Here is an 11,717-nt window from a genome sequence, read left to right on the forward strand (position 1 = left end):
GCCGCCCAGGCCACCGTGAAGCTCGACGAGACCGCGAGCACCCGCGTCACCCTCCAGGCCGGCGACATCACCATCGGCCGCCTCACCGGCCCCGCCCAGATCGGCACCCAGAAGGGCGACCTGACCATCACCGAGGCCCACCGCGGCACCGTCACCCTGCGCACCGAATCCGGCGACATCACCGTCGGCGCCGCCCGCGGCACCTCCGCCACCCTCGACGCCGGCACCACCTACGGCCGCATCCACAACGCCCTGACCAACACCGACGGCACCACCGCCGGCCTGAACATCCACGCCACCACCGCCCACGGCGACATCACCGCCCGCAGCCACTCATGAGGAGGAAGCGCACGCCTCATGGGCAGCTGAGGCTGCCCGAGTGGCGCGGCCTGCGCCCTCAGGAACGTACCGAGGACGGCACCTCCGCCTCCGCCCGGTACAACCGGCGCAGGCGGACCACACCGAGGTCCTGCTGGTACGTTGACGCCCCGCTGGTCGGTCTTCTCGGAGAAGCAGCCGCACCCGGTCTCCCGGATGCGGAACTTCGCAAGCATGGAAGCGTCAGGCCCGACGTACGGCACTCGACCCCAAACTCCTCGTCTTCACCGGCCCGTTCGACGGCGGGAGCGGCGAACCGCTCCAGGCGCAGTCGCCCTCCGGGGAACGTTCTCCACGGCCGCGAGGAGGGGTTCGGGTCCGCACGGCCAAAGTCCTGATCTCAGGTGAGATGTCTTGCCGATCACGGCTGTTGGAGGTGCGATCTGCCTGCCGAGGGCTGGGCCGTGCGCACTCGCACATTCGCGAACCCCTACCCTGGTGCCCGCCACACGGCGAATTTCGAACAGTGCGACGAACGGGATGTGACAGGTGACGGGGGAGAACGGCGCGGATCTGACCGGCGAGGTTCTGGGCGGGCGATACCGCGTGACCGCGACGATCGGCCGCGGTGGCATGGGTGTGGTCGCCCGGGCGGTGGACCAGTTGCTGAACCGCGAGGTCGCCGTCAAGGTCCTGCGGGCCTATACCGACGCCTCCCCGGCCGAACTGGCCGACCTGCGGGTCCGGATGCAGAGGGAGGCCCAGGCCGCCGCCCGCATCCGGCACAGCGGTGTGGTCACCGTGCACGACGTGGTCGAGGAGCAGGGGCTGCCGGTCATCGTCATGGAGTTGGTCGACGGGCCGTCCCTCGACGACGTGCTGGCGGAGCGCGGCTCACTTGATCCGCGCGAAGCGGCCGCGATCGGTGCCAAGCTGATGGACGCGCTCGACGCGGCACACCGGGCCGGGGTCCTCCACCGGGACGTCAAGCCCGGCAACGTACTGCTGGAGCGTGGGGGCACCTCCCCTGCCGGAGGCTATGGGGGAGGCCGGGTCGTTCTCACCGACTTCGGCATCGCCAGCATGGAGACCTCCGGCGACGAGGCCCTGGCCAAGCTGACCCAGAGCGGTCAGATCGTCGGCTCTCTCGACTACCTTCCACCGGAGCGCGCCCAGGGCCAGGTACCGGGCGCCGCATCGGACATCTGGGCGCTCGGCATGACGCTGTACGCGGCCGTGGAAGGGGCTTCGCCCTTCCGTCGTACGTCGGTGTGGTCCACGCTGGCGGCGATCGTCGGCGAACCGCTGCCGGAGCCCCGGCGCGCCGGACCGCTCGCCCCGGTGCTGCGGGCGCTGATGGCCAAGGACCCGCAGCAGCGGCCCGACGCCGCGCAGGCGCGCGAGATGCTGGAGGCGGCCGCCGGCGGCAGGAGGGCGGACCTCGCGGCGGCACCGGCGCCCCAGCCCGTCACTCCCCCCGGCTTCGGTCCCGCCGTCGCCGCGCCGTTCTCCCAGCCCGCTCCCCCGCCCGTCGCTCAGGCGGGCTTCGGTCCCGCCGCCGCACCGCTCTCCGGGCCCGCCCCCCAGCCCGTCGCTTCCCCCGTGTCGGCCGGCGTCTACGCCGCTCCTCCGGCGGCGGGCGCACCGCAGCCTGGCATGGCGCCCGGGATACCCGCCGGTCACTACAGCCGTTCCGAGACCCGTGCCACGATGGTCCGGGCGCGGCGCCGGCGCACCCGTACCATCGTCGCGGTGGCGGCCGCCACCGTCCTCACCTGCGGCGGAGTCGCCTACGCCCTGATGGACATGCGGGGCGTCGAGGGCGGCGGCGAGCCGGACACGGCACTTCCCGCGGCGAGCACCACCGCCGGCGGTGACCTGTCCGACGCCGGCGACACGACCGGCGGTCCGACCTCCCCGGGGGACTTGACGTCCGTCAACCCCGGCGAGACGCCGTCCAGCACCCCCTCGAAGAAGGATGAGGACCAGCAGACGGGTCCCACGCCGGCGCCCAGCGACCGAGGTGACAAGCCGGCCGGGAGCCCGGCAGCCTCTCCGAAGGCGACGCCGAAGGCAACGGTGAAGGAGCCCACCCCGGTATCGACGGCGTGCACCGGCTGGGCCCACTCGAACAGCAGCAGCGGCTACGGCCGGGCGTCCCAGAACACCCACCTCTACACCGGGCCGTACGCGGAGTGCTCCTATGTGACCGAGCTCAAGTCCGGCACGAAGATCTCCTACGAGTGCTATGTCACCAACGCCCATGCCAACAAGTGGATCTACGCCCGTATCTCGGGCACGGACACCGAAGGCTGGGTGTTCGGCGACAAGTCCACCGTCGACGGCGGCACTCTCGCCCGCTGTTGACGCTCCGCCGCCGGCTCGCCGCCCGGGCGGAAACCGGCACGCCACGGGGCAGACCGCCACGGGGCCTACCGGAGCCGGGACGCGGACCGCGGTCACGCGAACGGGGCAGGCGGTGCGGACGGCGCTCGTGACCTGCGAGCGCTTCCGCGCGAAGACGACGAGGCGCACCGCGAACCGCGCGACACCGGCGAGCGCGGAGGCGGACAGGTGGACGACCTGCTCGAGCACCGCACCGGGCTGCGCCATCAGGTGATGCAGGACGGACATCGCCACGCAGGTCACCACGTACGCGGCTGCCGCACACCGACCTGCTGACCGCTAGCCTCGGCACCATGATTGTTTGGCTCAACGGCACCCACGGCGCAGGCAAGACGACGACCAGTGCGCTTGTGCGGCAACTGATCCCGGATTCACGGGTGTTCGACGCCGAGAAGGTCGGCGAGACACTCATGGACATCACGCCGGGGCTGCCCGCCACGGACAACTTCCAGCACTGGCCCCCGTGGCGGCCACTCGTGGTCGAGACCGCCCGCCGCGTCCTCGACTACACCGGCGGCACGCTGGTGATGCCCATGACCGTCCTGGTCGAGGAGTACTGGCGCGAGATCAGTACGGGCCTCGCCCGCCATGCCATTCCGGTACGGCACTTCGTCCTCCACGCCGATCAGGACACCCTGCGCGGACGCATCGAGGGGGACGTCGTCTTGGGCCCCTCATCCTTCCGCCTCCAACACCTCGAGCCCTACGCCGAGGCAGCCCGCACGTGGCTGCACGGCGAGGCCGAGGTCGTCGACACCACACACCTCACGCCCGCCCAGGCCGCCCTGCGGATCGCCGAGGCCGTCACGGGGTGAGGCCGCCGGCCCGGCTGCCCGCTCGCCATCGGGGCGGGCGTACGAGCGCCGCGGCGATGGCGGGCGATCTCGACACCCGCGTACAGCCCAAGGGACCGCCCGAACTCGGCCGTCGAGCGGATCACCCCGAGCGGCGACACCAGCGGCGGACCCTCCGGCGGGCACGCGAGTCGTGGTCGGTGCGCCTATCCGGGTCACTTCCGGACGTCCCCCGAGCGGGAGACGCCCGGTGGGGGTAGGTCGTTTCGCGCAAGGTGGCCTTGGGACTCACGAGGAGATCAGCGATGTACGCGGTGATTCGGCGTTACGAAGGAGTGACCGACTCTGCCGAGGCAGGTCGCCGGGTGGACGAGGGATTCGTGCCTCTCCTCCGCCGGGTCCCCGGTTTCGTGGCTTACTACTGGGTGGACGCGGGGGACGGAGTGATGGTCTCCACCAGCGTCTTCGAAGACCGGGCCGGGGCCGAAGCGTCGGTCAGGGAGGCGGCGGACTTCGTCAGGGACAACCTCGCGTCGCTGCTCCCCAACCCTCCTCAGGTCACGGCCGGCCCGGTCGTGGCTGCCGGGTAGCGCCCGGCGAAGGAGTCGCCGGGCCCCGACCGAGCGAGCGGGCTCCGGGTAGGGCGCGGGTTCAGTCGGTGATGTACCAGTCCTTCTTGAGGTACTCCAGGGTGTAGCTGCCGAGGTCGCTCTCGGAGAACGTGGCGGAGGCCCGGACCGCTTCGACCGGCATCTCGATCTTGTCCGGCGTGCGCACGACGATCCGCTGCGGGTCGACCGTCGCGGTCTGCAGGGCCTTCTTCTGCGCGGGCGAGATCATCTGGAACACGGCGACGTACGTCGACGTGCACGGGCCGAACCCCTCGTCCTGTGCCTTCTTCGCGGCCGGCCCGGCCACTTCGCAGACCGTGTCGATGTCCTCACGGCCGAGGGCGTGGAGGTACTGCTCGTACCGCCGGATCGCGCCCTCCTTCGTCCTGGGCGCGAGCTGGTCGCCGGCCGGAGGGGCCGACGGCTTCCCGGTCCGGGCGGACACGGACGGCGCGGCCGACGGCTCCTTCGCCGGTGTGGACGCCGACGGCTGCGAAGGCTTCGCACCGGCGTCCTCCTGCGACTTCCCCGGACCGCACGCGCACGCCACCAGCGCCACACAGGCCGATACCGCCACGCCCACGATCGTCCGCGCTCTCATCCGGTCCCTTCCGGTCGCCTCGCGTCGTTGCAGACCACCCGCGCACACCCGAACGCCCTGGCCGGCGCGGAACGCTGAGGCCCGTTCGGATGGCGGCGGAAGGAATGGCGAAGCTGCATGCCCATCACCGTACGCCAGTTGGTCTACGGCTTGTGCACGGAGGGCGCAGTGCTTCCGTGCCGGGCGTGGCGCCCCGACCGGTCCTCAGGCGGGGCGCCTGGCCATGATGACCACGCCGGGCCCGCTCTGCTCGTCCGCGGGGAGCCGGAGTTCGGCTACCGGGCGCAGTCCGGCCTGCTCGATCAGGTCCACGAACTGTTCCGGCCGCCATTGGTGAGTGGTCCAGCGGACGGGCATTGCCCCGTAGGCCTCGGTGCGCACCAGGTCTTCGTCGCCGACGTGCGTTGCGGTGATGAGGTGGCCGCCGGGCTTCAGGGCACGCGCGAAGTGAGCGAGAACCTGGGGAAGGACGTCGCGGGGGAGGTTGAACAGTGACCACCACCCGAGCACGCCGCCCAGGGAGGCTTCTCCGAGGTCGAGGTCGGTGGCGGAGGCGACGCCGAAGCGGCATTGCGGATGGAGGCGGCGCGCGTTTTCGATCATGCGGGGTGAGAGATCGACCCCGGACACGTCGAGTCCGCGTTCGGCGAGGTAGGCGGTCACCGTTCCGGGCCCGCAGCCGACGTCGAGGACGGGCCCAAGGCCGCTCACGGTGTCGGCGAAAGCGTCGATCGATGCCTTGAGCCATGGGTGGGTGCGGATGTCACCGACTCCCGTCGTCACCACCATGTGGGCGTAGTTGTCGGCCACGCGGTCATAGGACTCTCGGACGACGTCGAGATCTGCCGGGCGGTCGATTCGGTGTGCGCGCATCAGCCAACGATAGGGTAGCCGTCTCGAGGAGCATCGGCTCCGCCGAGTCGTCGGGCGGCTGTCAGCAGCGCCGGCCCTGGCGCGGTGGCAGCGACGCCGCTCGGGGTCCTTCCCCGAGCCGGAACAGGGCGACGAGGAAGGTCAGGGCGATGCCCGCCGCCACCACGAACAGGGCGTCGCTGATCCCTTGGGCGGTGCCCTCGCGCAACTGCTGCCCCGTGAGTCCGTCGAGGCCCGCCGTCGCCACCAGCACCAACAGCGCGAGGCCCACGGCGGCGCCCATCCCGGAGCCGGTGGAGGCGATCCCCGCGGCGATGCCCTGATCCCGGTCGGACACCCCGGTGCCGGCGGCGATGAACATGCCCGTGAAGACGATGCCGTCACCGGCGCTCAGCGCGACAAGGCCCGGGACCAGTTCTGCGTACGAGCCGTCCGGGGAGACTGCCGCGCCGAGCAGCAGGGCACCGACCGCACCGACGGCGAGGGCGCCGAGCAGTGTGCGTCGCAGGCCGAAACGCGTCACGAGCTGCCCCGCGATCGTCGATCCCGCGACGACGACCGCTGTCGGGACGACGAAGCCGGCGCCGGTCTCCAAGGCGTCGTAGCCGAGGACCTGCTGGAAGTGGAGCGAGAGGAAGTACAGCACCGAGCCGAAGGTCGCCATGAACATGAACCCGATGACGACGCTCGTGACAAGGCTGGCGTTGGCCAGCAGCCGTGGCGGCACGAGTGGGTCGCTGCTCCGCCGCTCGACGAGCACGAAGACCGCCAGCAGGAGGAGTCCGGCCGCCGCACTGAGCAGGATGCCGGGCGAGAGCCAGCCGAGCCCCGGTCCCTGGACCAGCGCGAACACGATCAGGGTGACCCCGAGGGTGACGCTGAGCGCACCGGGCAGGTCGAATCTGCGGGTCCGGTCGCGCCGCGGGTCACGGGGGATCAGGACGAAGGCGAGGAGGAGTGCGGGGACCGCGAGGGCCACGTTGACGAGGAACACCGCCTCCCAGCCGAAGGCGTGGGTCAGCAGCCCTCCGAGGAGTACGCCGACCACCAGTCCGGCGGCGCCGGCACCGCCCCAGATCCCCAACGCGCGGTTGCGTACGCGGCCTTCGCGGAAGGTGACGTTGATGAGGGCCAGCGTGGTGGGGAAGACCAGCGCTCCGCCGAGGCCCTGGACCGCGCGGGCGGCCAGGAGCGTTGCGGGCGCGGTCGCCAGTCCGCCCACGAGCGCCGCGGCCGCGTAGAGGGCGAGGCCGGTGGCCAGGATCCGGCGCCGCCCGAGGAGGTCCGCGGCCCGTCCGCCCAACAGCAGGAAACCGGCGGAGGAGACGGCGTAGGCGCTGATCACTGATTGCAGGGTCTGCGCGGAGTAGCCCAGGTCGAGGGCGATGTCGGGCAGTGCGACGACGACGATGTACTGGTCGAGCGAAACCGTGAACATGGCGAACGACAGCAGCGCGAGGATCGCCGTGTCACGGTTCCAGCCGAGCCCGCTGGGTCGCGTCGCCCCGACAGATGCCACAGCAGCACTCCTTGGCGGGGAGCCCGTAGGGTTCGGCACGTACAGGAATGCACCAGTATGTCACGAAGGTCCCTGATGGCGGCGCGCGTGGGAGGTGGCAGGCGGTGTCGCGGGGGCGGGTCCGGGCTGTGCTGTGACCCCGGCCCGCGGGCCCCCGCCGTAATTCGCTTGCCGTGGCCGCGGGTCGACGATGCACTGTGGCCGGGCGCCACGAGAGGTGGAGCCGGAATCCCGAGGAGGCAACCGCAGCAATGGAGATCCGTTCCACGACCGATGACGACCTTGACGTCTTCGTCGACACCGTCCATGCCGCGTTCGGGCGCTTCCCGGAAACCCCGGTCGAGGGCGGTGGGCTGTGGTGGTCGGCACTCGAAACGGACCGGTGCCTGCTCGCCGTGACGGCGGAGGGGCGGCCCGTCGGCACCGCCGCCGCGTACTCCTTCGATCTCACCCTGCCCGGTGGGAACCCCGTCCCGGCCGCCGGGGTGACCGCCGTCGGCGTCCTGCCCTCGCACCGTCGCCAGGGCGTGCTCAGCACGATGATGCGGCATCAGCTCGCCGAGTTGCAGGCCCGTGGGGAGTTCCTCTCCGTGCTGCTGGCCTCTGAGGCCCCGATCTACGGCAGGTTCGGCTACGGCCCGGCCACTTACACGCAGCGGCTTACGGTGCGGCGCGACCAGGCGGCCCTCGCCGTTCCCCGGGCGCGTACGACGGCCGACGGGCCAGGCGCCGGCTCGGACTTCGGCTCGGGCAGCAGCTCGGGCCTCGGCCCGGACACCGGCTCGGACACCGGCTCGGTCGAGGTGCTGCGTCGCGCCGAGTGCGGCGGGATTCTGGAACAGGTCTACGACCGCTACCGCCGCGCACAGCCCGGCGCGCTGTCCCGGCCGCACCGCTGGTGGGCGCTGCGCGCGGGGCAGCCCCCGATCTCGCCGGCGCCGCGCTACGTCGCCGTCCACCGGGACGCCGACGGCGTCCCGGACGGGTACGCCAGCTACTCGGTCGGCGACCCCGCGACCTTGACGGTCGACGAGACCATCGCCACCGACGACGCCGTCTTCACGGCCCTGGCCCGGTTCGTGCTCGGACACGACCTGGTCTCTCAGGTCGTGTTCAAGCACGTCCCGCCCGAGCACCCGCTGCGCTGGCAGTTCGCGGACTTCCGCGCCGGCGAGGTGAGCGGCGACACCGACTGGCTCTGGGTGCGGCTGCTTGACGTCCCGCGTGCGCTGACCGCGCGCGGCTGGTTCGCCGACGGCGAGGTCGTCCTCGATGTCGACGACCCGTTCCTCGGCGAGCATGACCGGTATCTGCTGACCGTCCGGGGCGGCAAGGCCGAATGCGTCGCGACGGACCGGAAGCCCGACCTGTCCCTGGACGTGAGCGACCTGGGCTCGGTCTACCTGGGCGGCACCGCCCCGAGCACTCTCGTGCGTGCCGGACACATCCGGGCCCACCACCCGGGCGCGGCCGCTCTCGCTGACACCCTCTTCCGCGCCGAGCGCTCCCCGCACTGCCTGCACTGGTTCTGACCGCGCGCTCGCCACGGGGCCGGCTCTCTGACGTCGCCACTCGACGGCGATGTTCTGCCGAGGGTGAAGACCGGCCCGACCACGCTCGACAGTCAGTACCGTCAGTCTCATGACGACAGTCACCACGCGCACGGTCGAATACCCGGCCGACGGCCTGACGATGATCGGGCACCTCGCCCTCCCCGACGGTGGCGACCGCAGGCCCGCTGTCCTGATCGGGCCCGAGGGGACGGGCCTCAACGACTTCCAGCGCCGCCGGGCCGACGCACTCGCCGAACTCGGGTACGTGGCGCTGGCCTTCGACATCCACGGCGGGCGCTGGTTCACCGACCCACAGGAGATGCTGGCGCGCGTCACCCCGCTGCTCGCCGACCCCGGCCGGATGCGGGACATCGGCCACGCGGCACTCGATGTGCTGCGCGCCGAACCGCGGACCGACCCCGACCGCATCGCCGCCATCGGCTACGGCACCGGGGGCGCGATCGCGCTGGAACTCGGGCGGAACGGCGTCGACCTGCGCGCGATCGGGACGGTCAACGCGCTCACCACGGGCCGACCGGGCGAGGCGGCGCGCATCCGTTGCCCCGTGTGGGCCGGGGTGGGGTCGGAAGACCCCATCATGTCGCCCGCGCAACGGGAGGCGTTCACGGCCGAGATGCAGGCCGCGGGCGTCGACTGGCGCCTGGTGGTCTACGGCGGAGCCCTGCACGCCTTCCACCACCCGCCGGTCGACCAGGAGGTGGTCCCCGGAGTCGGCTACCACCCACAGCACGCGCAGCGAGCGTGGCGCGACATCGTCGAACTGCTCGCCGATTGCCTGCCCGTGGCGCCATGAGCCAGAGCGCGCCGGGCGCACGGACCCGCCGCCGGTTCGGGCCCGCGGCGGCGGTTTCCGGTCGCGGGGAGTAGCGCGTGCTGGTGAGCGTCGACCCGGTTCCGGGCGGCGGGGCCAATGCGTACGCGTACCCCACCGGCGCCGGCCCGACCCGGTGACGGCAGCACGAGCACGTCGGTGTCCGGCCGCGTCGCGCGACGCGGCCGGACACGCGCGACTGAGAGCGCTCCCAAACTCTTGACCGGGGCACGACAACAGGGTTCACTCGACCACGCTCAAGTCCAGACCTTCCTGGAATCGAGGCCCTCCATGTCCGTGCCTTCACTCAGCCGTGCGTTACGCCTTGCGGCGGTCGCCACCGCCGCTCTGACCCTCGCCCTCAGCTCGGGACCCGCCACGTCGGCCACCCCGCGACCCGCTCCGGCGGCGGCCGCCGGCGCCGTCACCTTCGAGGACACCTTCGACGGCCCGGCCGGCGCGGGTGTCGACCCCGGCAAGTGGCAGATCGAGACCGGGGACAACGTCAACAACCATGAGCGGCAGTGGTACACGCCGGGCGCGGCCAACGCCGCTCTCGACGGTGGCGGCAATCTGGTGATCACCGCCCGGCGCGAGAATCCCGGCAACTACCAGTGCTGGTACGGCCGGTGCGAGTACACGTCCGCCCGGCTGAACACCGCCGGCCGGTTCACCCAGACGTACGGGCACGTCGAGGCCCGGATGAAGGTGCCGCGCGGGCAGGGCATGTGGCCGGCGTTCTGGATGCTCGGCCATGACATCGGCCAGGTCGGCTGGCCGAACAGCGGCGAGATCGATGTCATGGAGAACGTCGGGTACGAGCCGTCGACCGTCCACGGCACCCTCCACGGGCCGGGGTACTCGGGCGGCGGCGGGATCGGTGCCGCGTACACCCTCTCGGGCGGCCGCGCCTTCGCCGACGACTTCCACACGTTCGCCGTCGACTGGGCGCCGGGCTCCGTCAGCTGGTCGGTGGACGGGCAGGTCTACCAGCGCCGCACGCCCGCCGATCTCGGCGGCAGGCAGTGGGTGTTCGACAAGCCGTTCTTCCTGATCCTGAACCTCGCGGTGGGCGGCGACTGGCCGGGCAACCCGGACGGGTCGACCCCCTTCCCGAGCCGGCTCGTCGTCGACTACGTGCGCGTCACCACGTCGGACGGCGGCGGGGGCGGCGGTCCCACCGGCACCTTCGTCGGCCTGGCGGGCAAGTGCCTGGACGTGGCCGGGGCGCAGTCCGCCAACGGTACCCAGGTCCAGCTCTACACCTGCAACGGCACCGCCGCCCAGCGCTGGACGCTGCCGGGCGACGGAACCGTACGGGCACTCGGCAAGTGCCTGGACGTCAACGGCGGCTCCACCGCATCGGGCGCCAAGGTCCAGCTGTGGGACTGCAACGGCACGGGTGCCCAGCGCTTCGACTACAACGGCACCACCCGGGACCTGGTGAACATCCCGGCCGACAAATGCGTGGACGTCCGCGAGAACAACTCGGCCGACGCGACCCCGGTACAACTCTGGTCGTGCAGCGGGAACCCGAACCAGAAGTGGACCTTCACGGGTTGACCCCGGCCGCCCGGCTCGAGACCGACCTCGCCCAGCGAGTCACCCTGCGCCGCCGCGTAGCGGGCCGACTGCCTCAGACGTCGGCGTCCTGCGGGTACCAGCGCAGTTCGACGGTGTTGCCGTCGGGGTCCTTTACATAGACCGACTGGGCCGAGCCGCGGGCGCCCCAGCGCGGAACGGGGCCCTCGATGACGTCGAACGTTCCGGAATCGATGACCTCCTGCCAGTCGAGGGGGTCCACGACCAGGCAGATGTGGTCGACGTTGGACTCGCCGCGCGGGCGGGCGAAGAGGTCGATGACGGTGCTCTCGTCGATGCGTATGGACGGGAAGGACACCTTGCCGGCCCGCCACTCCTCCACCCGCTCGGGTGCCAGGCCCAGAGCGCCGGTGTAGAACTCCAGGGCCTTGTCGACGTCCGTCACGTTGAGGACGAGATGGTCGAAGGCTTTGACACGCATGAGGGATCCTCGGGTCGTGTGGGACTGCCCCACCACGGGCCGGCGACCGGCCGTGCGGGTGGTGCCGGTCGGGCACCAGGGATCTTTCTACCTTGTTGATCACCAGCGCGTGCCGGGACCGCCGCGAAAGCCGCACCCGCCTCCCCCGACCTCATCAAGTCGGGCCGGGCCGGGCCGGCGGTTTCGC

Annotated in this window: 11 protein-coding genes and 1 pseudogene; 7 read left to right on the forward strand and 5 right to left on the reverse strand. The window is 71.8% G+C overall.

The window, feature by feature from the left end; translation table 11 throughout:
- From ACIGEZ_RS27465 to ACIGEZ_RS27480, 4 genes are all read left to right on the forward strand, one after another.
- On the forward strand, nt 1–339 hold a 339-nt coding region (locus ACIGEZ_RS27465), incomplete at its 5' end, for a DUF4097 family beta strand repeat-containing protein (protein ID WP_399835885.1).
- A 528-nt stretch (nt 340–867) separates the two neighbouring features.
- Entirely contained in the window at nt 868–2,685 is a 1,818-nt protein-coding gene (locus ACIGEZ_RS27470) for a protein kinase (protein ID WP_399835888.1), read from the forward strand.
- 332 nt (nt 2,686–3,017) lie between these two features.
- Nucleotides 3,018–3,539 carry an ATP-binding protein gene (locus tag ACIGEZ_RS27475; protein ID WP_399835890.1) on the forward strand — a complete coding sequence of 174 codons (522 nt, stop codon included), beginning with the start codon at nt 3,018–3,020 and terminating at the stop codon, nt 3,537–3,539.
- A 359-nt stretch (nt 3,540–3,898) separates the two neighbouring features.
- Nucleotides 3,899–4,108, forward strand: coding sequence for a hypothetical protein (locus tag ACIGEZ_RS27480; RefSeq protein WP_399835893.1), 210 nt, complete (start codon nt 3,899–3,901; stop codon nt 4,106–4,108).
- 61 nt (nt 4,109–4,169) lie between these two features.
- On the opposite strand, the gene ACIGEZ_RS27485 is transcribed toward ACIGEZ_RS27480, so the two are convergent.
- From ACIGEZ_RS27485 to ACIGEZ_RS27500, 4 genes and pseudogenes are all read right to left on the reverse strand, one after another.
- Nucleotides 4,170–4,706 carry a hypothetical protein gene (locus ACIGEZ_RS27485; protein ID WP_399835896.1) on the reverse strand — a complete coding sequence of 179 codons (537 nt, stop codon included), beginning with the start codon at nt 4,704–4,706 and terminating at the stop codon, nt 4,170–4,172.
- Nucleotides 4,707–4,744: 38 nt separating this feature from the next.
- Nucleotides 4,745–4,849 (reverse strand): annotated as a pseudogene (locus ACIGEZ_RS27490) (helix-turn-helix domain-containing protein); the annotation flags it as partial.
- 85 nt (nt 4,850–4,934) lie between these two features.
- The gene (locus ACIGEZ_RS27495) at nt 4,935–5,603 is read right to left on the reverse strand and encodes a class I SAM-dependent methyltransferase (RefSeq protein ID WP_399835898.1); all 669 of its coding nucleotides are present in this window, start codon (nt 5,601–5,603) and stop codon (nt 4,935–4,937) included.
- Between the two features lie 61 nt (nt 5,604–5,664).
- Nucleotides 5,665–7,122 (reverse strand): MFS transporter, encoded by a 1,458-nt coding sequence (locus tag ACIGEZ_RS27500; RefSeq protein WP_399835901.1) that lies wholly within the window; start codon nt 7,120–7,122, stop codon nt 5,665–5,667.
- 251 nt (nt 7,123–7,373) lie between these two features.
- On the opposite strand from ACIGEZ_RS27500, the gene ACIGEZ_RS27505 reads away from it, so the two are divergent.
- The 3 genes from ACIGEZ_RS27505 (at nt 7,374) to ACIGEZ_RS27515 (ending at nt 11,070) form a co-directional block, all read left to right on the forward strand.
- Nucleotides 7,374–8,654, forward strand: a complete 1,281-nt coding sequence (locus ACIGEZ_RS27505) for a GNAT family N-acetyltransferase (RefSeq protein ID WP_399835903.1) — start codon at nt 7,374–7,376, stop codon at nt 8,652–8,654.
- A 109-nt stretch (nt 8,655–8,763) separates the two neighbouring features.
- A complete protein-coding gene (locus ACIGEZ_RS27510) occupies nt 8,764–9,489 on the forward strand; it encodes a dienelactone hydrolase family protein (RefSeq protein WP_399835905.1) in 726 nt (241 codons plus the stop codon).
- A gap of 309 nt (nt 9,490–9,798) precedes the next feature.
- Nucleotides 9,799–11,070: a ricin-type beta-trefoil lectin domain protein gene (locus tag ACIGEZ_RS27515; RefSeq protein WP_399835907.1), complete on the forward strand. Its 1,272-nt coding sequence runs from the start codon at nt 9,799–9,801 to the stop codon at nt 11,068–11,070.
- A 73-nt stretch (nt 11,071–11,143) separates the two neighbouring features.
- On the opposite strand, the gene ACIGEZ_RS27520 is transcribed toward ACIGEZ_RS27515, so the two are convergent.
- Entirely contained in the window at nt 11,144–11,530 is a 387-nt protein-coding gene (locus ACIGEZ_RS27520; RefSeq protein WP_399835910.1) for a VOC family protein, read from the reverse strand.
- Nucleotides 11,531–11,717 lie beyond the last annotated feature (187 nt).

The sequence above is a fragment of the Streptomyces sp. NPDC085481 genome (assembly GCF_044541845.1).
GTDB lineage: Bacteria > Actinomycetota > Actinomycetes > Streptomycetales > Streptomycetaceae > Streptomyces.